Source organism: Paenibacillus sp. J31R109 (assembly GCF_059692055.1).
This window is the reverse complement of the sequence record NZ_JCAUAR010000013.1, coordinates 61,925-84,574: the sequence shown is the minus strand read 5'-3', so window position 1 is coordinate 84,574 and position 22,650 is coordinate 61,925. Positions and strand designations below refer to the sequence as shown.

Annotated in this window: 21 protein-coding genes; 5 read left to right on the top strand and 16 right to left on the bottom strand. The window is 44.0% G+C overall.

Features of this window, described 5'->3' with window-relative positions; translation table 11 throughout:
• Positions 1-47 precede the first annotated feature (47 nt).
• From AC58QT_RS26115 to AC58QT_RS26095, 5 genes are all read right to left on the bottom strand, one after another.
• Positions 48-2,231 carry a hypothetical protein gene (locus tag AC58QT_RS26115; protein WP_497411643.1) on the bottom strand — a complete coding sequence of 728 codons (2,184 nt, stop codon included), beginning with the start codon at positions 2,229-2,231 and terminating at the stop codon, positions 48-50.
• Positions 2,232-2,392: 161 nt separating this feature from the next.
• Positions 2,393-3,274, bottom strand: a complete 882-nt coding sequence (locus AC58QT_RS26110) for a carbohydrate ABC transporter permease (RefSeq protein WP_497411568.1) — start codon at positions 3,272-3,274, stop codon at positions 2,393-2,395.
• Positions 3,275-3,287: 13 nt separating this feature from the next.
• Positions 3,288-4,196, bottom strand: coding sequence for an ABC transporter permease (locus tag AC58QT_RS26105; protein WP_497411567.1), 909 nt, complete (start codon positions 4,194-4,196; stop codon positions 3,288-3,290).
• Positions 4,197-4,265: 69 nt separating this feature from the next.
• On the bottom strand, positions 4,266-5,918 hold the full coding sequence (locus tag AC58QT_RS26100) for a type 2 periplasmic-binding domain-containing protein (RefSeq protein WP_497411566.1): 1,653 nt from the start codon (positions 5,916-5,918) through the stop codon (positions 4,266-4,268).
• Between the two features lie 243 nt (positions 5,919-6,161).
• Positions 6,162-7,166, bottom strand: a complete 1,005-nt coding sequence (locus AC58QT_RS26095; protein ID WP_497411565.1) for a hydroxyacid dehydrogenase — start codon at positions 7,164-7,166, stop codon at positions 6,162-6,164.
• A gap of 159 nt (positions 7,167-7,325) precedes the next feature.
• Here AC58QT_RS26095 and AC58QT_RS26090 point away from each other — a divergent pair, with 159 nt between their 5' ends.
• Positions 7,326-8,495 (top strand): ROK family protein, encoded by a 1,170-nt coding sequence (locus AC58QT_RS26090; protein WP_497411564.1) that lies wholly within the window; start codon positions 7,326-7,328, stop codon positions 8,493-8,495.
• 335 nt (positions 8,496-8,830) lie between these two features.
• Here the strand turns inward: AC58QT_RS26090 and AC58QT_RS26085 are convergent, their stop codons facing one another.
• The gene (locus tag AC58QT_RS26085; protein ID WP_497411563.1) at positions 8,831-9,709 is read right to left on the bottom strand and encodes a LysR family transcriptional regulator; all 879 of its coding nucleotides are present in this window, start codon (positions 9,707-9,709) and stop codon (positions 8,831-8,833) included.
• Between the two features lie 222 nt (positions 9,710-9,931).
• On the opposite strand from AC58QT_RS26085, the gene AC58QT_RS26080 reads away from it, so the two are divergent.
• A complete protein-coding gene (locus tag AC58QT_RS26080) occupies positions 9,932-10,720 on the top strand; it encodes an SDR family oxidoreductase (protein ID WP_497411562.1) in 789 nt (262 codons plus the stop codon).
• A gap of 109 nt (positions 10,721-10,829) precedes the next feature.
• On the opposite strand, the gene AC58QT_RS26075 is transcribed toward AC58QT_RS26080, so the two are convergent.
• The 8 genes from AC58QT_RS26075 to AC58QT_RS26040 form a co-directional block, all read right to left on the bottom strand.
• Complete coding sequence (locus AC58QT_RS26075) at positions 10,830-11,306, bottom strand: MarR family winged helix-turn-helix transcriptional regulator (RefSeq protein ID WP_497411561.1); 477 nt, start codon at positions 11,304-11,306, stop codon at positions 10,830-10,832.
• A 12-nt stretch (positions 11,307-11,318) separates the two neighbouring features.
• A complete protein-coding gene (locus tag AC58QT_RS26070) occupies positions 11,319-12,092 on the bottom strand; it encodes a pirin family protein (RefSeq protein WP_497411560.1) in 774 nt (257 codons plus the stop codon).
• A 191-nt stretch (positions 12,093-12,283) separates the two neighbouring features.
• The gene (locus AC58QT_RS26065) at positions 12,284-13,369 is read right to left on the bottom strand and encodes an NAD(P)H-dependent flavin oxidoreductase (protein WP_497411559.1); all 1,086 of its coding nucleotides are present in this window, start codon (positions 13,367-13,369) and stop codon (positions 12,284-12,286) included.
• A gap of 129 nt (positions 13,370-13,498) precedes the next feature.
• Entirely contained in the window at positions 13,499-14,155 is a 657-nt protein-coding gene (gene wrbA, locus AC58QT_RS26060; protein WP_497411558.1) for an NAD(P)H:quinone oxidoreductase, read from the bottom strand.
• Between the two features lie 37 nt (positions 14,156-14,192).
• The gene (locus AC58QT_RS26055) at positions 14,193-14,735 is read right to left on the bottom strand and encodes an NAD(P)H-dependent oxidoreductase (RefSeq protein WP_497411557.1); all 543 of its coding nucleotides are present in this window, start codon (positions 14,733-14,735) and stop codon (positions 14,193-14,195) included.
• 65 nt (positions 14,736-14,800) lie between these two features.
• The gene (locus AC58QT_RS26050) at positions 14,801-15,124 is read right to left on the bottom strand and encodes an NIPSNAP family protein (protein ID WP_497411556.1); all 324 of its coding nucleotides are present in this window, start codon (positions 15,122-15,124) and stop codon (positions 14,801-14,803) included.
• Between the two features lie 51 nt (positions 15,125-15,175).
• Positions 15,176-15,919 (bottom strand): SDR family NAD(P)-dependent oxidoreductase, encoded by a 744-nt coding sequence (locus AC58QT_RS26045; RefSeq protein ID WP_497411555.1) that lies wholly within the window; start codon positions 15,917-15,919, stop codon positions 15,176-15,178.
• A gap of 64 nt (positions 15,920-15,983) precedes the next feature.
• The gene (locus tag AC58QT_RS26040; protein ID WP_310224415.1) at positions 15,984-16,562 is read right to left on the bottom strand and encodes a TetR/AcrR family transcriptional regulator; all 579 of its coding nucleotides are present in this window, start codon (positions 16,560-16,562) and stop codon (positions 15,984-15,986) included.
• A gap of 181 nt (positions 16,563-16,743) precedes the next feature.
• Here AC58QT_RS26040 and AC58QT_RS26035 point away from each other — a divergent pair, with 181 nt between their 5' ends.
• Complete coding sequence (locus tag AC58QT_RS26035) at positions 16,744-18,129, top strand: catalase (protein ID WP_497411554.1); 1,386 nt, start codon at positions 16,744-16,746, stop codon at positions 18,127-18,129.
• 261 nt (positions 18,130-18,390) lie between these two features.
• The gene (locus tag AC58QT_RS26030) at positions 18,391-19,482 is read left to right on the top strand and encodes a phosphodiester glycosidase family protein (protein ID WP_497411553.1); all 1,092 of its coding nucleotides are present in this window, start codon (positions 18,391-18,393) and stop codon (positions 19,480-19,482) included.
• 105 nt (positions 19,483-19,587) lie between these two features.
• Here the strand turns inward: AC58QT_RS26030 and AC58QT_RS26025 are convergent, their stop codons facing one another.
• Positions 19,588-20,031: a cell wall hydrolase gene (locus tag AC58QT_RS26025; protein ID WP_173109105.1), complete on the bottom strand. Its 444-nt coding sequence runs from the start codon at positions 20,029-20,031 to the stop codon at positions 19,588-19,590.
• A gap of 63 nt (positions 20,032-20,094) precedes the next feature.
• Positions 20,095-21,669 (bottom strand): hypothetical protein, encoded by a 1,575-nt coding sequence (locus tag AC58QT_RS26020; RefSeq protein ID WP_497411552.1) that lies wholly within the window; start codon positions 21,667-21,669, stop codon positions 20,095-20,097.
• A gap of 116 nt (positions 21,670-21,785) precedes the next feature.
• Here AC58QT_RS26020 and AC58QT_RS26015 point away from each other — a divergent pair, with 116 nt between their 5' ends.
• The gene (locus tag AC58QT_RS26015) at positions 21,786-22,628 is read left to right on the top strand and encodes a helix-turn-helix domain-containing protein (RefSeq protein ID WP_497411551.1); all 843 of its coding nucleotides are present in this window, start codon (positions 21,786-21,788) and stop codon (positions 22,626-22,628) included.
• Positions 22,629-22,650 lie beyond the last annotated feature (22 nt).

The following is a 22,650-nucleotide window of genomic DNA, read 5'->3' as shown; positions in this document are numbered from 1 at the left end:
TCTGGCTTCCTCCCGACCGTGCCTCACTGGCGCTAGTTTACATTACTTTACTCAATAGCGATTACGTACTGACCTAATGACGTATCCCCGTTATTGCCTAGAGACACCGTAGAACCTGAAGTATACGCTTTCCTGAATAAACTGTACGTCAATCCGTTACTTGTTAAATCAGCTCCCGTATCCGTCCATGTTGACAGCCAAGAAGGTTTCGTTGTTATTGCGTCATTATGCGCCACATACACATTGGCGTTACTGTTAACCGTAAAACTTACAAGTGTTGTTCCCGTATAGGCTTTCGAATCCATGGCAGGTCGAATCCATGTCTTTCCAGACACACTTGGTGCCACAGCAGAGAATACGACCGTTCTGTCCCCGTACGTCAGATCCCCGGTTTGCAGATTCGAACGAACAGACCAATCTGCTGAATTGGCTGAGTCATTAACAGTAAAATTTGAGACTAGTGATGTAAGTGGTTTTACCACGACCACATATTGACCCAACGATGTATTTCCATTATTCCCTAACGATACGGCAGCCCCAGAAGAATATGTTTTCTTATAAAGGCTGTAGGTTAGCCCATTCCCAGCTATATCTTGCCCCGTATCTGTCCAAGTCGATAGCCAAGTGGGTTTCGTCGTAATCGCATCATTATGAGCAACATACACATCCGAGTTCTGGTTGACATTAAAAGAAACAAGCGTAGTCCCGGTATATGCCTTAGAGTCCATTGCCGGTTTAATCCAATCGCTTCCAGCTACACTTGAAGAAACAGCTGAGAATACGGTTGTTCGATCGCCATAAGTGAGGTCCCCCGTTTGCAGATTAGTGCGAGTAGACCAATTAGCTGCGTTCGTTGAATCATTGACAGTGAGATTGGAAATTAACGTAGAAGATACGGCTCTTCCCTCTACCTCAGCTGAATAGGTTTCTAACCACTCTTCCAAATTCGTATAGCCATCAGCGTCATCATCCGCGTTCGGTGATGTTGGAAGTACCAGTGTCCGGGTGTTGTTCTGAACAACCGGCCACCCCCCCGCTTCAACGATGGAATCGATGATAGCACCTGTACCATTTCTCACATTGTTAATAATGGTGTTCTCATAAGGAAGGCGATCAACTGGTCTTGCTCCTACGTTATCCAAAACCCAATCTACAACTTCACCGACTGGTTTAGCGACAAGTCCTGTATTCCATGCTGGCGGCGTAGCTGCTTGCAGCTGAGCTTGAGTGAAGGATGTACTATTCTGAATCAGATCCCACTGTGTACTTAGCGAGAAGGAATGATTCTGCACGACATTATCGGACAGATAGACTTTCCCCCCTGAGGCGAATCCAGCATTGATTTCAATTGGCTTCTTCCCCACAGCCCAAGCAGCAAGGGAAGGACCGTTTTTGAATACATTACCTACGATACTATTTCTGGTCACCACATCTTTCTGTGCGTCAAAACGGTTAAAGGAATTGACTCGGTCATAAAACACATTGTTGACTTGCACGTAATCGCTCGCCATGACATAAGGCATACGACCTTCTGCATGGCTGATTAAGCTGCCCACGACCGTGGAATGCGAACTCGGTTGATTATCATAAATAGGGCCAAATCCATGCGGTGCAGGCTCGGTATCCCCTTCATCGATATGAATCGAATCATGGAGTGGTTGTGAGGCAATCACATGTCGGAACGTAATATTGCCGTATGGATTCCACGCTTCCCATAATTCATCTACCGACCAGGTAAACGTGCAATGGTCAATGACGATGTTTTCTGCCTTTCCATTGAGGCCATTAATGGCTAAAGCATCGCGACTCGTCGTTGCTACGCCAATTGGATCATCTCCCGGAGCGACTCTTAGATGCTGAAGCAGTACGTCATGCGTTAAGATTTGGACCACAGCTCCCCTTAGGAATATGCCTGGAGATGGAGCTGTTTGACCAGCGATGGTGATGTATGGATTATTAATGTTCAACGTTGCGTTGACATTAATTGTGCCGGATACTTCGAACACAATGACACGGGGGCCCGTGCGGTTAATGGCGTATCGCAACGTGCCTGGCGTATTCGTATCCGCTAGACTTGTTACTTTGTAGACGGTCCCTCCGCGACCTGCTGGCGTATCCATCCCATAGCCTGCTGCGCCTGGAATGACGGGTAACGCGAATGCTGAACTTGATATGAAGCATGCTGTGATGAACATGAGACTGAACAGGATGGCTAATCTTAATTTGGTCATTGAAATCCTCATAACTCGTTCCTTCATTTAATAAGTTCACCTCATCCGAATAGATTGGTAGATCCTTTCAACGAAGACTGACAAGAAGGAGCATGACCATCCATGCTAGATGCCCATCCAGTTTACGATTTCAGCACATCACCTCCTATCGGTAGAGCCTGCTATTCTTTCAAAGAACCGATCATCACGCCTTTCACGAAATATCTTTGGAGAAAAGGATACACAATTAAGATAGGTACAATGGAAACGATAATAATGGCATATTTCAATTGAATGGCAAAGAGTGCCCGATCTAATTGATCGCTCATCCCTTCCAGCATGGTATTGTTGTTCTGTACTAACACTTTCATTAAATATAAGGACATCGGCTGCAAGTTGACATTGGATAAATAAATCATGGCAGGTACGTAGCTATTCCAATGTCCTACTGCATAAAACAGTGTCAGTACAGCCAGGATTGGTTTGGATAAAGGTAATATGATCTGAAGTAAGATACGGATATCATTCGCTCCGTCAATTCTTGCGGATTCGGTCAAGCTTTCCGGAATGCTTTGTAAAAATGATCGGGTAATGATGATATAAAAGGCGCTCGTCAAGCCAGGAAGCAGAATCGCCCATCTTGTGTTGTAGAGGCCTAGCTCTTTAATAAGAAGGAAGCTGGGAATAAGCCCTCCGCCAAAAAACATCGTAATGACGATAATTACCATAATCCAATTTCTGGCAAAAAAAGTGCGGCGTGATAACGGATAGGCGGCTAAGATGGTAAAGATGAGATTCAGCAGAGTGCCAACGACCGTATAGAAAATCGTGTTATAGTAGGCGACCCAAATGTCCTCATTTTCAAATACTCGCTTATAACTTTCTATCGAAAATCCTTTAGGGAATAGCCACACAGAACCTGAAACGACATGCTGAGGTGCACTAATTGACATACTAAATACATAAACAAACGGATACAATGTGATTACGATGACCATAACCATCATGACATAAATGAGCCAATCCATGATGTTGCCTCTTTTTGCTCGTCTCACTACGGCCACTTCGAAGTCCCCCTTACCATAACGACGTTTCTGACACCTTTTTGCTTATTCGATTAACCGTTACCAGCAAGATCAGGTTGATGATGTTATTAAACAAACCAATCGCTGTCGTGTAACTGTAATCAGCGCTCTGAATCCCTTGTCTGTATACATAGGTGGAGATGACATCCGCCGTTTCATACGTGGTAGGGTTGTAAAGTAGATTGATTTTCTCAAAACCAACATCCATTAAATTCCCCACACTGAGGATTAACAGAATGACGATTGTCGGGACTAGACCTGGAAGTGTGATGTGCCACATTTTATGTAGGCGGTTAGCTCCATCCATTTCTGCGGCTTCATAGAGCTGAGCATCAATTCCTGCAATCGCTGCTAAATAAATGATGGAGTTCCAGCCGAAGCCTTGCCAGATGGAGGAGGAGATAAAAATATCTCTAAACCAGCTAGATTCACTAAGGAAATTGATCGGTGCAAAGCCGAACCAGGTAATCACGGTATTCACGATACCGCCATTCACGGTTGTAAAGTTGGTTATCATCCCAACAATAACTACGATCGAGATAAAGTGTGGAAGGTAGCTGATCGTTTGAACCGACTTTTTGAACATACCTTCACGTACTTCATTTAGCAGTAGGGCAAACATAATTGGAACCGGGAACCCCCATAGCAAGGAATAGAGGCTAAGTAACACTGTGTTTTTCATCAAACGCCAGAAGTAAACGGAATGAAAAAAAGTCTCAAAATACTGAAATCCAACCCATGCACTGCCGAGAATCCCTTTGAGGGGCTTAAAGTTTTTAAAAGCAATGATAATACCATACATTGGAATGTAGTGGAAAATTAAATAGTAAAGTAAGACCGGTAGAATGAGTAATAATAAATATTTATCCCTGTTTAATACTTTTGCTACATTCCCCATCATGTTCACCTCCGCATTTCAAAAGGCAGGCGTGTGTTGTCACACACACGCCATGTCCTTCGTTTAAAATCGTTACTTCTTCATATAACGGTCGTATTGTTTTTGTTTGATGGCGGTTAACTGATCGACACCGAGTTCTTTACTGCGTTTGACATATTTATCCCAATCAATCGGTTCTTTCCCAAAGATATACTTGAGGATGGTTTCTTCATGGTACGTGTTTAAATCGGTGGAAATACGTTTCTCATCTGCCGCTTCTTCTTTCGTTGCCAACATAAATTGGAACGGAATCGGATCGATCAGATATGGTTCTATTTTCTTAGCCAAAGCGACCAAATCAGGTTTCATTTGCAGCAAATCCATCGCTTGATTGGAGAACATGCCTTTTTCATCACGAATCCAAGGTGTAGATGGGAAAGCGCCAAGACTTCTTAATGCACTTGTCGAGTCCAGCTTATCTGGATTGTTTTTGATAAAATCAGTGAATTGCGGTTTGCCGTTTACCATCGTATAGCTGATGCCTTCAACCCCATAACTTTGCATTCTTGCCCCTTCTTCACTGGCAAAAATATAATCCAACCATTTGATAGCAACTTCCTTATTCTTTGCGTCTTTGCTGATGGCGTAGTAACCACTGAGAGGTCCGTATTTCTCATAGTACCCTTTCTGACCGGCGTTAGCGGGAGGTACTGTGATAATCCAATCCGTCCCAGGCTTATTAATTGCTGCTTCTAAGGTTGCGGTATTATTAACGAATCCTTGTGTGGCCCCTACCAACTCTCTTGTAATGTCTGGAAGTATCTGAGCCGGCGTTCGTTTGGTAACGAACTCAGGATCAATTAATCCCTCGGTATATAGTTTATTCAGCCATACAACTAAGTCTTTCGCTTTGGGGTCCATCCACTCGTACTTAACTTTGCCGCTGGCATCTACGGAATAATTGTTGCTGTAATCGCCCATTTTGAGGCCAAGCGCTTTACCGAAGTTCTGCAGCCCACCCCATGAATAGTTAGGAGAAAGTGGAATTTCGTCTGCTTTGCCGTTGCCATTTGGATCTTTTTCTTTAAAAGCTTTCAAAACGGTGTACCACTCATCTAGATTCGTCGGTTCTTTCAAACCTAGTTTATCCAACCAGTCTTTTCGGATCAGCCAACCCTGTGGATCGGAATAAGCCGTACCGCTTGTGTCGCTAGAGAGTGCGTATATTTTGCCGTCAGGAGCCGTAAACAATTTGCGCATATTCGGATATTGCGTGAAATACTTCTTTATATTTGGCGCATACTTGTCAATGAGTTCATCCATCGGAACGATGAGGCCATCATCGGCTGCGGCAACCGGATTGGATGGAAGCTTCAAAATATCGGGTAAATCCGTTGCCGCTGCCAACCGAATATTCATATTCGCGTTATATTGAGCGGCTGGACTGACATCCCATTTAATTTTGACACCTGTCTTCTTTTCTACTTCTTGCCAAACAGGGAGGTTCTGTGTGTAGCTTTTTGGAGCGTAGCTATTGTCAGGAATACCAATGGATAACGTCACCGAGCCATCTTTCACGATTGGCAGCGTATATGCCGGAGCTTCAGTTGCAGTAGGTTTAGTTGACTCAGCACTAGGCTTCGGCTCGTTGCTTTCTTCACTACTCGATTGGCTGCATGCGGCCAGCACGCTCGAAAGTAACACAATGCTTGCCGTTGTTAAAGCAATCTTTTTCTTTTTTGGCATATACGTGAGCCTCCCTTATTTGTTGTGACACGAACTTGTATGCGTTCACATTACTATTATTAACGAATTATTGAAACAGAAAAATACTATAAATCCGCGATCTAGTACAGTAAATGGACTTCTTTCGTTAGGGAAAGGTATACAATCGAGTTAATTGGTTCAAAAAACTGTTTTTTTATAATTTCTGTCCCTTTGAACGTAAAAAGCCATCACGGCGAACCGGATGGCTTTCTTAGCATGATTTTAGGCTAAAACTTCCCACATGCGTTCATAAATTTCATATCGAGTTGGTTCATTATGGCTGCTACGCTGAATATCTTGGGCAATTTCCAACATTAAAGCCTTGAAGCATTCTACGGAATGTCCTGCAATATGCGGTGTCACTAACACATTATCGAGCTTTGTGAATGGTGAATCCTGAACAATCGGCTCTTTCTTGAATACGTCAAGTGCGGCAAAGAAACGACCCGTCTGCAACTCCTGCAGTAAGGCATCCTCATCCAATACGGAGCCTCTCGAAGAATTAATGAGAATGGCTCCATCCGAAATCGATTGGATCAAATCCTTATGAATAAGGTTGTCTGTTGAAGGGAGCGACGGTGCATGGATGGAAATGATTGGACAACGCATCACGTCTTCTAATGAGGCAAGTTGAACGCCAAGTTTCTGTGCATGCTCCTCCGTGAGATAGGGATCATAAAGCAATACTTTGACTTTAAATGGCGCCAATAGTTGGAGAAAAGCTCTTGCAGTGGAGCTCGCGGATACGATTCCTATCGTGTTGCCTGTCAACTCGTGACCTTGGTTTCGTTCCGGAATTTCCCACCAAGCTCCTTGTTTTACTGCGCTGATGCACTGCGGAATTCTCCGCAATAGCGTTAAAAGTACGGTCAAGCAATACTCGCCTACGCTAAGTGCCAACCGAGGTGCGCCCGAGAATACCTTAATGTCGTGTGTAAAAATATCTTTGGTTAGGCACCCTTTAACGGATCCAGCAGCATGACCCACATAGCGAAGTTTGTTTGCTTTTTGCAGCAAGTCAGGCGTTAGTTTCGGCGACCCCCAGCTTGACAGCAGAATTTCGGCATCTTCCAGGAGGTGTGCCATTTGTTCATGGGAATAAGGCTGGTTGCTAGTATTCCAGACCGCATCGAAGTGTTCATTGATAAACGTTCGCGTTTCCTCTGTACAAACATTTTCTAAACCTTGACCAAATGGTAAAATATAAGCTTTTGCTTTATGACTCATGTACCTAATCCCCCTGCTCTTATGAATTGGGATGCTCATTGGGACTCTCAAAGTTGGATAGGGTCATCATAAGTCCGACTCCAAACTTTGTCAATATATGAATTAACTTCTTTTCATGCAATGGGATGTTTGATATGATGGGTTCAATGAGGTGGAGTTATGACCATTCGAAATAAGCATGTTGAACAAAAAAGTAAGCTCGCCATCCTGCAAGCGCTCCGCATGCATGGATCTTCACCTCGTGTTAGGCTTGCCACGCTGACTGGGTTAAGCCGAGCAGCCGTGTCTTCTGCGATAACTGAGCTGATGGAATCAGGTCTCGTTATTGAAAGGGAACTTCTTCAATCTACTGGCGGTAGACCCCCTATTGCGATACAGTTAACATCCCACACACATGCCGTCATTGGTGCGGATTATGAGCATCAGCAATGGACGCTTGGTGCTTTCGATCTCATTGGCCATACGATCAACTTAAACCAGATTCCTGTTGGTCAGTCGGATCCCCAATCGGCGATCGAGATGCTAACCAAGCAACTCCCTGCTTTTATAAAATCCATTGAAGCACCGATAATTCCCGTACTCGGACTTGGTATGCCCGGATTAATTGATACGGAGCATGGCATCATCGTCAGCGCTTCTGATCTAGGCTGGGAACGTGTAGACATTCGAAAGTTACTTAAAGATAGAATCGATTGGCCAACGATTGTATTAAATCGTCATCGAGCGAGAGGACTTGCAGAGTGTCGCTTCGGTTCGGGGAGTAAGAACAGCCACATGATTTATGTGGGTGTTGGAACTGGCATTGCTGCTGGTTTATTTCATAATCAGCGATTATTGTCTGGCGCTCTTGGTGGTGCTGGGGAGCTTATGGGTCATATCACCATTGTTCCTGATGGTCCCTTATGCCCTTGTGGGAATCAAGGTTGCCTGCAGATGCTTGCTGCGGAATCCGCTATTGAGCATGAATACGCCACTCTGAATTCGGACGCTTACGAAGATATGACCATGGACAAGATCTGTGAGGCAGCTGGGCAAGGCGATCCGATTGCCCTTACAGCTGTTACTAAAGCAGCTTCCTATTTAGGCATTGCACTCGCTACCATGCTGAATTTATTTAACCCAGAAGCCATCGTACTTGGAGGCCCCATTCCCAGAGCTAGTCGTCTGTACGTGACTACAGCCATGAAGGTGATGAAAGAGCGGGCTATGAGTCAGATCGTCAGCGGTTCCGACTTCCGTACAGCCGCAATCGATGAAGCTGGCGGTGCTTTAGGCGCAGCGAATTTTGCTCTGGATGAACGTTTGACGTATCCCATGCTGATTAAATAAGAAACACGGCTGCTCCGTCCTCGGAAAGTCAGAATCTAAAAAAGGATGCGAATATACATCTTTTTCCACTAGAAGAGTCGTAGTCTAATAGCAAAGATGCAATTATGCATCTTTTTCCACCATATTTACCCATTTTATAGAATATCGGTAAAAAAGGATGTATTTTCGCAACAATTCCTCGATTAACGGTCTATTCTCCTTAAAAAAGATGTATTTTTGCAGTTCTCTGCTCATAGCGAGATGCTGAATGGGAACCCAAAACCCAAAACATAAAAATTCTTATATGTTAAAAAAGGTACCCTTCCTCCGTATCGAGGCTGGGTACCTTTTTAACTTCAACTTGCATACTTCGACGTAATATAGCTGATGAATCTTTGCGTTGCTGGAGATAGAAACCGATCTTTCTTGATATGTGCGCCAACTTCCCACTTCCAGCCTTCGTCTTCGATCTGTATCCATCGCAGTCCATTCAATTGCAAACCGGTTGTTCTCGGCAACACAGAGACACCAAGTCCTGCCGCGACGAACCCTGCTACGGTAGGAAGATCTTCCGCATCGTAGCTCGTTGCAAGCGTGAAATTCATGTGATGCACGCGGGTTAGGAGCGAGTCACGTAACGAGCAGTTATGCTTCAACCCGACAAACGGCTCTCCGGTAATGTCCCTCAAATGAATCGACTCTCGATCCGCGAAAGGGTGATCGTTGGATACCACGAGAAATAAGGGCAGCGATAGGATTGGTATCCATTCGAAAGTTTCATTGATTGGTCTCTCGGACGTGATCATCACATCTGAATAGCCGTTCTCAACATGCTCTAGAATTTTTCCTTTGTCTCCCTGGGTTAGTTCAAACGTAATTTTCGGGTTGGTCTGCTGATAGTCGCGTATCAAATGTGGGATTAAATCCACACCCAAAATATTTAAATAAGAAAGATGGATGACACCTGATTCAGGGTTGGTGTATTCTTCGATTTCGTTCTTCCCTCGTTCTACTTCTTGCAAAATCTTCTCGACTCGCTTCGCAAACAGTGTACCGTATCGATTTATTCGGAGGTTTCTGCCCTTCCGCTCAAACAAGACTACACCGAGCTCAGCTTCCAACTTCGAAATAGAGTGACTCAGTGCTGGTTGCGTTATCGCTAATGCTTCTGCCGCTTTCGTCAGATGTTCCATCTGGGCAACCTTTAAGAAGTACTCTAATTGAGTAAGCTCCATATGCTCACCTCATCTATCATCTATGCCATGCATCATTTACGATGTTAGCATACATGCTATTTATCGTTCGAGCAAGTTCGCTACCAATTCGAGCCCCTCATTCATGAAAAATATTCATTGATTTTATTATTATTATAAATTAGACGTATCGTTATTTTCGGCGTAAGCTAACACTTGTCATTGCATGTATTACACATGAGATTAGTCATAGGAGGATATATCATGAAAATTGCTTATGAGAATGAATTTCGAGGAAAACGCGTTCTCGTCACAGGCGGCACCAAAGGAATGGGCTTAGCGATCGTAAAGAGACTCGCGCATGCTGGTGCTACTGTACTATCAACCGCTCGGACGGTCCCGACGGATTACCAAGTGCCTAACGTTCACTTCATCCAAGCTGATGTGACGAAGCCCGAAGGTACAACTCTTATCTTAGAGGCTGTGAACGAAAAGTTAGGTGGTATGGATATTCTTATTAATACCGTAGGAGGTTCATCTACGCCTCCAGGTGGAGCGCTGGCATTAACTGAGGAAGATTGGATAGAAACCATACAATTGAATTTGCTTAGTTCTGTCCGTTTAGACACATGTTTGCTTCCACGTATGGTTGAGCAAGGTAAAGGCGTTATCCTTCACATAAGCTCCATTCAGAGAAAACTGCCGCTCTACGAAACTACGTTAGCTTATGCAGCCTCCAAAGCCGCCTTGACCACCTACAGCAAGGGCTTATCTAAGGAATTCTCCCCAAAAGGGATTCGTATTAACACAATTGCTCCTGGCTTTATTCAAACGGAGGCCGCGGATCGCATGATCGACCGGATTGCCACAACGGCTGGAAGCCGCGAGGCTGCTTTGCAAGAACTTATGAATTCCCTCGGAGGCATTCCGATTGGACGACCAGGCCTACCCGAAGAAGTCGCGGAGCTCGCAGCGTTCCTCGTTTCAGATCGCGCTGCCTCTATAACGGGAAGTGAATACGTGATTGATGGCGGCACTGTGCCTACCAGTTAATAGGATTCCCATTTTATTAAAAAATACATGTTACCAAGCAACGCTCCATCATAAAAATCCCCATCGTCAAACCTGACGATAGGGATTTTATGACTTGTCCAAAGCAACGTTAATCATTGTTCGCATTTGAATCTGTTTGAGAATCCTTAATTCCATACCCAATCTTTTTCAGCATGTCAATCAGCTGAATCTTCTCTTCATCCGATACAAATGACAAATTGTTCGAAATGGTCATAACATGTTTCGGGAAAATCGTATCGAAGTAATTGCGTCCTTCTGTCGTTAACACCACATTCGTTTTACGTCGATCACCTGGAATCGGCAGCCGTTCCACGAGACTTTTCTTTTCCAGCTTATCTACGACATATGTGATACTCCCGCTTGGAATTGAGAACGTATCACTTATTTTTTGAATGGGGTGTGGACCTTTATTGTAGAGAAACTCAAGAATTCGAAAAGTTTCCATACTAAGACCATAGCTGTCAATATCGCGTTCTAAATTGGCATACAGTACGTTCACCATATTGTTTAATACCCGTATTAACCTTAAATCCAGTTCCTTACCTTCTGCATTGCGTTCAGTCATTCTTCAACCACCTTATCTAGCTTTGTTATACAAAGGATAATCGACTTCGGTTGGAACTTCAATTAAAAATATTCGAAGTGTCTCATTTTCTGCCTGAATCCTGATATCTGCCTCTTCATCCGATTGCACGATTGCAAAATCTCTATTCTTAAACTGGACCGGAGCTTGTCCTATCCTTGTTAAAGAGCCGCCTTGTCCTCTTATCGCCAATCCAGCAAGTGTGCGATTCGGCAACAACTTATGAACATACGACGCACCTGCTTCAATCTCAACATCAACCATTCTTGCATCCGCTACGAGTTGTTGGACTGGTGAGCCTTCACCCAAAATGGTTTTGACGTTTACGCCAGCTTGTCGTGTCTGTGGGAACTGCTCGTGTTTGTACAGCGAATAAGTTGGCTCTCGTCTCACCGCTTCATTCAAGTAGGGTTCGAGCCAGATCTGAAAGCTTTCGAAGCCCGCTTCCACGCTCTCGGCATGCTGCATACCTGATCCGGCTTGCATGAGCTGAATATCACCAGCATGCATTGTGCTTTCTGTACCTAGTGTATCTCGGTGAAGGCCTTGACCAGTAATCCCGTAGGAAAGGATTTCAAAGCCTTGGTGAGGATGAAAACCAACACCCCCAGCCGATGCTGCTTGCCCCCAAGCCCAATAGAACAAGGGACCCAACCTAACCGTAACTGCTCCTTGGCCTGAGAAACCTAGCGGTTTTTGCGCCCTAATTTTGCCTCTATCGAATTCTTCTTTTCCTTGATATTCAGGACCTAGGATTTGAATGTTCATGGGAATCGCTCCTTTTGTGTTCGATCGGATGTATTGTTTATTTCATTTAATATCCTATAATTATTATATCTAATAATATATATAATATATTCTTTATACAGGGATTCGTCAACATGTAAAAATAAACAGGAACCAATACACATAGCAAAAAGAATCCCAAGGTAGCAAGCCATGGGATTCTTTCTATACACTTATGCATCTTTAAATTGATTGAGTATTGTTTGTGCTTGATCTACGGTTTCTAGTACAATGCTTGCTGCACTTTGACCAGCAGTAAGCATCCGTAATCCCTGTCCTGCCCAAAGAGACATATAATCGGAATTATGTTGCTTAGCCGCAGCATTTCGGATATCTCTTGTCGCAGTATTCTGACTCGGAAACGGAAGGGGCTCTACCCCATTCTTCTCCCAGTCTTTGATAAATGTATTCGCGATTCCTCTAGCAGGCCGTCCTGAGAATACGTTGGTAATCAATGTGCTTTCCTCGTTGCTAGTAAGCAGTTTTTGCTGATACGAGATATGTGCACCTGATTCGATGGCAGTCAGGAACCGTGTCCCCATCTGAACTCCCTGTGCCCCGAGGGCTAATGAAGCGAGGAGTCCACGACCATCCATAATCCCGCCTGCGGCAATAACTGGGACATGGACGCGCTCTACAATTTGCGGCACTAACGCCATTGTGCCTATATTAGCACCCATCGGACGATTAGTAATATCAAATGTTCCGCGGTGCCCTCCTGCTTCACTGCCTTGCGCGACGATTGCATCGCAGCCGGCCTGTTCAGCAAGTATCGCTTCTTCTACGGTAGTCACCATCGTAACTATTCGAATGCCCGCAGCTTTCGCTTGCTCTGTCATGTTAGGAGGAAGTACCCCAAACGCTGTGCTGATCACCGGCACTTTTTCCGCTAGTAGAACGGCGAATTGCTCCTCAAAATGATCTGGCGTCTTCACATCATCTGCCGGGATCTGAGCTAAACCAAGTTTAGCTCTCATCACATTCAGTTCTCGTTGAACCTCCGCGGTTCTCGTATTGTCATCCTTAGCCCGAGTAACAAATAAATTGACGCCGAATGGAGCATCTGTTAATTCCCGAATGTCCCTAATGGCTGTACGGATCGCTTCAGGCTCCATGTAGGCAGCCCCCAACGTCCCCAATCCACCAGCGTTGGATACAGCAGCAGTCAAGCTCACTGTTCCTGGCCCACCAGCCATACCCGCTAAGAAGATTGGATATCGAATTTGAAAGATGCGGCAAAGTGCTGTGTTTAGGCTCATGTTCTTCTTCCTCCTATCCCTAACAAGACTACTCGATTTCCTCTATAATATCATGAGTGGATGTTAAAGGCTTGTTGAGCAGGTTTGAGTACTGTTGTCTATCTACTAAAAGGTAAATAAATTGCGCGATTAATTACCAGCTTTAATTAATTTAGCTACGGATACAGTGCGTTTTGCTTGATGTACAGCTGCATCGCGGGCATCTTCTTTAATCTTCCCATTTTGATCCACAGTTACACTAGTACCGTAAGGATTTCCTCCCGCTACAAACACGGATGGATCAGTAAATCCAGGAGTGGCTACGATCGCACCCCAGTGGTACATCGATGTATACAACTGCAGAATGGTTTGTTCTTGACCTGCATTCGGATTCTGAGCGGAAGTCATGGCGCTCACGACTTTATTGACCGTTTTGCCTTTGGCCCAAAGTCCGCCAGTTGTATCGATGAATTGTTTCATTTGTGCAGGTAGATTACCGAAGCGTGTAGGCATACTAAAGATAATGGCGTCAGCCCATTCCAAATCCTCTAAAGATACAGTAGGAACATCTTTCGTTTCCTCTAGATGTGCTTTCCAAGATGGACTCGAATCAACGACGGATTGCGGCGCCGTTTCTGGTACTTTCAAAATTTTGACATTAGCCTCAGCTTGAAGACCTCCTTCTGCTGCCCATTGCGCTAATTGATAATTCGTTCCATTGGAACTGTAGTAAATTACAGCTAGGTTTACTTTTGGTGTTGTCACTTGATTAGACTCCTTTTTAAATAGGTTTTTGAATAAATTCATTGTGTTTCACTCCGATCCCATTTTCGAAATAAGCGGTTTATTGCGTAACTAAAACTGGTTTTACAGTTTTCAAGTGATGCATGTAATCTTTCGTACTTTGTGCAACGCGCTCTTCAGTAACCGTGGAAGTATCGTTGAGTGCGAAGTGTGGCAAATAAGTACCACTAATAAATGCCGTTGTAGCTTCAATAGGACGTAATATTTCTTCTAGTGTAAAACGATTTGAACCTGTTGGTTGATAAGACTCCAATGAACCATAAGTTGAGACTGCGACACCGAATTGTTTCCCTGCTGTTTTGTTACCATCTGGACCAAATGCCCAACCGTATTGTAGGACAGAATCAAACCATTTTTTAAGCAAGAACGGCGTGCTGTACCAGAAAAGTGGAAATTGGAAAATAACACGATCATGCTCTTCGATTAGCTTTTGCTCTTTGGCAACATCGATATTTTCATCCGGATATTCTTTATATAATTCATGCGTAGTGACATCGCTTTGCTCTTGTAAGGCTTCCAACCAAGCTTTATTCCAGTTGGATTGCTCAATATTCGGATGTGTAATAATGACTAAAGTTTTCATAGTATTGTTGCTCCATTCTAGTTATCGTATTTTTTTATAATGAATAGGTAGGCCTATCCCTCAAATCAATTGTTTTCAAAGAATGCTACATTTTTCATGAAAATACTCTCTTGTTTGCTTAGTAGAGGGCCATCTAGTTCGGAAACGCGTCTCACTTCGATCCACTCAGGATCATTGCGGAAACGTTCGTAGTTCACGTTGCGCATCTCCATATTAGGGTGCTCAACGACATAATACAGCCGATTATTTGCTTCATCGCTGTCTTCCCAATACTGCGTAATCTTCATGCCATGCTTCGCAAATAAAGCAATTACGTGATCTCGGAATCTATCATGAAGAGTGTTCATTTTGCCAGGATTCACGTCATAAATGCGCAATTCATATAACATGTCCATCTACCTCCACATACAAATCGTTTTGGTTTTCTTATTGCTTTATTCTTACCATTGACCCGCGTTTTGACCGCCATCTACATGAAGAATTTCACCAGTTACGAAATGCGCCGATTCCAGATACAGAATAGCTTTTACGATGTCTGCAACCTCACCCATGCGGCCCATCGGATGAACTTTTGCTAAGAAATCGTGCGTCTCAACAGCATGCATTGGCGTCTTGATAACCCCTGGAGCGACAGCATTTACGCGGATACCCTTGTCAGCAAACTCAATGGCCATCGATTTCGTTACTGTGTTCAAGCCACCTTTGGTCAATGCAGCAAGTACGGAAGGCACGGCTTTGATCGGCTGTTCCGCGACACCACTTGCTGTAATGTTGACGATATGACCAGAGCCTGCTTTTAGCATTTCCGTCACAGCACGTTGCGTAACATGGAAGAATCCAGACACATTCGTAGACAAGGCAGATGCAAAATCTTCTTCTGTATATTCATTGAATGGTTTGGCAATAAAGATGCCCGCATTGTTCACCAATGTGTCGATACGACCAAAACGTGATAGTCCTTCTTGGATGATGCGCTCAGCGGTTTTAGGATCTGCAATATCACCGGCAACATAGGCAACTTTTGCTCCTGATGGATCGATTTCTTTCGCAACCTCTACGAGTGCTTGTTCACGGCGGCCATTAAGAACAACAGATGCGCCTTGTTTCGCTAACCCAATGGCAACTGCTTTACCAATACCACTACTTGCCCCAGTAATAACGACAACTTTATTTTCTAAATTCATAGTCAATCTCTCCTTTTTTGTCTACCTATTAAAAGGTAGGTATTCTGCGAAAAATAATCCGCCTTTATTTAACCAAAGCGGACATTAAACTACTGGTGATCTGTTCGAACTTACTGGTATCATGAAAACTTCGTGAAAGTAACTGTGCACCTTGCAATGATGCAAGAAAATGATGTGCTTCTACTTCCGCGGTGCCTTCAAACTTCAGCTGTCCCTCACGCTTGCCCTCTTCCATCACTCGTTCTAACCACGCTAAATTAGCTGTGAAGAACTTTGATAGCCCTGCCTGCACTTTGCCTGATAATGTTGCCAAGTCAGCCGAAAGCGTGACACTCAAGCACGTGCAATACTCTTGAACAGGTCCATTGTACAGTAAGATGAATTTACGAAGCTTCTCCACATTGTTCGATGTATCTGCATCGACTTGATCCACATACACAAGGAAACTTCGGAGATACCTGGAAATCAATGCTTCCCCTAAATCCTCCTTGTTCGGGAAGTAATAATGAATACTGGCATTTCGTATACCTACTTTTTCGGCGATATGCGAGTAGCTGAATCCGTTAAATCCGAATTGCTGCACAATCGCCTGGGCTGTGTCCAAAATAAGTTCTGACGTGTTTTTGTTATTGTTTTTGTTCATGAGGTTATTCTACCTTTTAGTAGGTAGTATGTCAACCCCAAAGTTAAATTTGCTACAACCCTGAGTATACGCACCCTTTCGTAACATGATCATAACCATCTCCACCATCGTAGTTTGACATAATTGAAGAAATACCCGCATAACGATTTACATCAAGAAGATGTGTACAGGAGGTTGAATCATGGAAGATAATAGAGAGTTGCCCAAGAAGCCTTCCCATCATGATGGCCGCCCTTCATGGTCAGGCGACACACCAGCTCAATTTCATTCCCAAACCGTTGGAGAACGTGGACCCGTACTGGAACAGGACAGTATGCTGCATGAAACCTTAGAGACATTCGTACATACGAAGATTCTTGAAAGACCCGTCCATGTAAAGGGGTATGGCGCTTTTGGCTTTTTTCAGACTGTGAATTCGATGGCTCCCTATACGAAGATGTGCTTTCTGCAGAAACCTGGTCAACAGGTTCCCGTCACCGTCCGATTCTCCCTTGCGGTAAGTAACAAAGGCACCCCAGACACATCCCGAAACGTGCGCGGCTTTTCCACCAAATTTTATACGGAGCAAGGCGTTTTCGATCTATTGTGTAATCACATCCCAGTCTTCCTAGTGCGGGATGCGATCCGATTCCCCGAATCAATCCAAGCCTTTTTACCCTCGCCGGTGAATAATTTGATTGATCCTGAACGTTTCTGGCGTTTTATTGCTCGTGCGCCAGAAGCTACTCATTTCCTCGTCCGATTATATTCGGATGCTGGAACCGTCAAGAGCCTTCGTCATATGCCAGGTCATAGCGTTAACACCTTTGTATGGCGGAATGAGCAAGGTGCTCGTACTTTTGTGAAATATCTCTGGTATCCGTTGGCAGGCGTTCAATATATCGATAGCCGCGAAGCAGCCAAATTAGCTGGCGAGAATCCCGATTATGCCGGTAAGGACCTCTTTGATTCTCTTGCGACAGGAAAACCCTTCGAATACGGACTATATGTTCAGTTGATGGATCCCAAAGTCGCTGAAACGCTGCCTTATGACCCGTTAGACGATACCAAGGTATGGGATGAGAGACAGTTTCCATTGATGCCGGTAGGCCGCCTCGTCTTAAACCGCAATCCTGACAACTATATGGAGCAAGTTGAGAAGATTGCCTTCTCCCCCTCCAATCTAATAGAAGGAGCCGAACTATCGGACGATAAAATGCTACAGGGACGAACGAATATATACTCGGATTCTCAGAGGCACCGGATAGGTTCAGATTTCCGCAAAATCCCGATCAATCATCAACAAAACTGGACACCTCGATCACAAGTAACCAGCGGCGAAGGTAGATTTGTAGAGGGTCGACTTGTTCGCTCTGATATCCCTGAACCTGATAATTTTACACAAGCAGGTCAGTACTATAACGTTCTCCCTCCCCTTCAACAGGAACATCTCGTAGAGAATTTGTCCACTGATCTATCCAACATCTCAGCGGATACACAACGAATCGTTCTCGGTTATCTTTCCCAAGCATCGGAAGTGTTAGCAAACAGAGTATCTCGGAAAATAGAGTTGCATCGACAAGATTAACTATTGGACTTATCGGCTGCCCATGAAGGCGGCCTTTTTGTCGTTCATTCTCCAATGTAAATGAATAATCTGGCACCATTGGATCTATTTACACCGGTTTTGAACGATGAATTTAAGCTTATTTTCATCTTCGCTACAGCTTCATTTTATATACTTAAGTAGCTTTATTCTTGTAAGGCGACTATGTCAGACACAAATTAGTGAGCGTATGTTGATAGATTCGGTGATTCGATCCTTTATCAAATAGATAAGAAAGTAGGCATGACATCCATGAAGCTAGCGGGAATCAATTACAAACATGAGCAAAGCGTAAGCTGGCTGAAACGTTCTTTATTGATCGGAACTATATTAGTAGGTTTATCGGCAAGTTTTCTATTCTTAACGCCGCCAGGAGAGAGAATCCGTTTATTCCTCGCGGACACCTTTATTGCTACCCAGCATCGTGACTGGGCTTGGATTTTCGTAGGTGTGAAGAAACGGGACGAAATGATCCAAGATGTGATGCAAATGAGTGAAACCAACTCGATTGAGAAGCAAGATTTGAACGCAATCACAATACAAAAGCATGATGGTAAGATTATTGATGTGCAAGACATCGCTGGACACGGCTGGGTTGGCAAGCAAATGTATGTCTATGACCCAAGAGCCATTCGTGTTGTTGTTCCAAGCAAGGTGGGGCAAGGGGAAACAATTAGTTCTATGGTTTCTCGTACAGGCGCACTTGCTGGCATTAATGGTGGAGGATTCGATGACCCGCAGGGGCTGGGCAACGGTTTTGCACCTATTGGGGTTATTATGTCTGGAGGTAAGATCTTGTATACGAGTGTTGATGGGACAGTGCCCCAACAAGTCGTTGCATTTGATAAGTCAGGAAAATTAATTATAGGGAAATACTCGATTGAAGAACTGTTAGACTTGCATGTAACTGATGCTGTATCCTTCTACCCGCGTATTATTGCGAATGGGAAACCACTACCTATCGTGGGAGATGGTCTTAACCCGCGGACAGCCATAGGTCAACGCGCCGACGGTGTAATCATCATGATTGTCATTGATGGACGCCAAACCAAAAGTATTGGCGCCTCTTTAAAAGATGTTCAGGACCTTTTACTGAAAGAAGGCTGTGTCAATGCTGGATTCTTAGACGGTGGAGCATCTTCTGAAATGGTTGTGGGGAGCGAGTTAATCACTCATCCTTCCAGTCGATATGGTGAAAGAAGACTGCCTTCAGGTCTCCTTATCTTTGAACATCCTGATAAAATTAATGTCCCGAATATTTGGGAAGGTGTCACTCACATTGATCCTGGTGGTGCTTATGATCATCCAGGTTATCAAGCGGAGCATAATAAGTAAAAAAGAAGCTGTCTCAAAAGTCCATTCAGACTTTTTGAAACAGCTTCTTTTTTCGTAAATGACTATGCGTAATAATCCTGCTTCCCGCTATCTAGCCGCCCTACATTAAAACGTATTGTAGACATTTTGACATTCTTTGGCGGTCGGCTCATAAAAACAGTGCTTCTTGTAGCGTCCAGCTTTCGGCTGATTATACCACGTATCCGGACATGGTCCAGGATTGTCAAACGTGCCCGGTCGAAAATACCAGAGTGAAAACTTACCTGGCCAAACCCGCTCCCCATTTACAGCACGCTGTGCTAGGCGACGTTCTCTTTCTCTTGCATTTTGATAGTACAACCCATGCTGCAATGCTTCAAACGCATGTGGTTGGTTGATCATTTGGGGAATTGTCCGGAGATTTTTAAAATCAGAGCAATTTGCTCTTATTCGATTAATGCCAACATTGCCAACAAGCAGCATACCCGTTTCGCCTTCGGTCTCAGCTTCAGCTCGAAGCAACCTTGCCAACATGTCGATATCTTGCTTTCTAGCTTTTACGACTGCCATTCGCTCACCTCAATTGAGTATATGTCTAGACCCATCATATTGTAGGTGAAGCGGAAATGTGACTTACTTCCCACGAAACGATAATTTAATCTGGTTGTCTTTCGCTCGCAGCGAAAAGGTAGAATCCAACGAGCCTTGCTGAACTTGAAACGGGCTATATTCGAATTGATCATACACCATGTGCAGTTCTCTTTCCGTTGCATGTGTGATCCGCGGCAAGCTTTGAGCGTTTGCGTCGTATTTGGGTATCCATAAGATTTGATCCGCGTTCTTATCCATTGTTATTGACATGGCATCATCTTCGAGTGTCACTGAAATCGTTCCACAGACTGCACCTGTAAATGAAAGAATGGCTCTGCCCTCTTCCTCCTGATAGGCAATATGCTCAAATGTAAGTGGCAGCTGTTGTCCGTCAACACTATAAAATGGATATATCCCTGCACGAATGTGATTGCCGCTCCATCGATATCCATCCATAATCGGCAGATTGTTAAACTGTAATTGGTTGCCTGTACACACTTCATCCACATAACGCTCGCGATAATCTTCACAAAATAAGTGCATATCCCTGATCCAAAATCGTTCGTTCTCGGTATACCAATTGATACGGTAATACTTGCTGTTGTACCAAACTGACGTACACCCTTCTTCCATCGAATCGCTGAAAGCTGCAACTACGGACGCTGGCGTTTCGGTATAGGTACGCTTAAACCAACAGCCTGTTTCGCCAAGTGTTTCAACTTCTAGAAGGCCATCACTTTGAAGTTTGGCTATCTGTTCAAATTGATACATAAGTCCTTGACTCATCTTCTCCCAGCCAAAACTGTTCTCTTGTCCGACCTGGGTATAGCCAAAAGAGAGGCAATTGCCACTAAAGTTTTCTTTTAAGTACCAATCCGTCCACGTATTTACGCCACCACCCAGCGTATGATAGACAGGTTCAAGCGTGATGACAGGCTGATGGGCAGGTGCGCCAGTCTCTAGATTCAAACCTACATCGTATTGATGAATCGGATCAGAACCCAACATACGCAGGATTGGAATGTTAATCTGTTGTTCCAGTGTTTGTGCGGGACTAAAATAGTTGTTGCGGCTGGGATAATACCCTTGATTATAATAGCCTCCCCAGAGATTATATCCGTCTGTTCCCCACTGATCCTTACAAATACATAGGGCATCGATTTCATATTTTTCGGACAAATACGTTATTGTATGAGCATCCAAGCTCCAGGATCCAATAGATCTAGGGTATTTGTGAAACACCGCATAAAAGTCATTCATAATCGTATCAATGATCTGCTCCCGTTGTTTGCTTGTATATCCGACGGTAAATCCACAATGCGCATGCCAATCCCAAGGAAACCGGCCTTTCCATGGGATTCCAATTTTGGCTGTCAACGGTTCTACAACCTCCAACCATACTCCAAGTTCTACGCGTTCCGAGTCTATTTCATCGAACAAAGACGTGTATTCGGGGCTAATCAATGCATCATATTGAAACAGAAATGTTCCTTTAAGCTCATGCTTCTTAAGCAGTTTTAGTTGCTCTACGACAGGTTTAACTAAATCAATGACTCTACCCGGCCTCGGCTCTACAGCACGAATAAAATTAATAATGTTGACAATCTGTCTTTTCAAATGAGAACCTTCTCCCGTTGATTATTTGTTTGATTTACCCAATGATATAACTTAAAATGCTTTGTAGGGAGTCAGAATCCAACGTAAAATGTGGATAAATCAACGGGAGTGATGGTATGAAGCAGCAAGCCTATTATCGCAATATTTGGGATACCGACAATGATTACGCTGTTGATGACACCTATCTCATCGTTAACTGTACGGGATGTCAGGTTATGCAGAGTCGCTATGTGGCTAATTCCGTTCGGAATGATTATTTCTTGTTGTATATGGTCAAAGGCAGCATTCGTGTACAAACCGGAGAACTTGACACATCTATGGCACCAGGTGAGTGCATTATCTTCACACCCCATCTGCCCTTCTATTTTGAAAGTGCTGGAGACCAGGAACTGGTATATCTCTGGGTTCATTTTTCGGGAAACTCGGCAGACGAAGTGTTGAAATCTTGTGGACTACCCACCGGCAAAGTGTACTATCTTAGCGGAATGGAAGAGATTATCCAAACATTCCAGTCTTTATTTCGAGTGTTTTCCCAGAGGGATTTATTTTTACAACTAGATGCAAGCCAATATGTCATTTCATTGTTGGTGTTCATCGGTCGAAATGTGCAGAAATCTAAGTTATCATCCGCGAACCTTACAAATCGAATCGAATCCTCCTTGCGATTTATCCACGAAAATTTTCATCATCAATTAACCTTACAACAGCTTGCTGATATGGAACATCTGAGCGTCAGTCATTACAGGACTGTCTTTACAGAATCCTTAGGGATGTCCCCCTATGAATATATTCTATTACAAAGAATGAATCGCGCCTGCGATCTACTTCGCAATTCACGATTAAGCTGCGCTGAAATTGCCGAAATGATTGGATATCAGGATCAACGCTATTTCAGTCGCTTATTCAAAATAAAAACAGGCATGACGCCTCACATGTATAAAAAACGAAAAAATGAATAAAGCAGCATGCCTCTGGCATCCT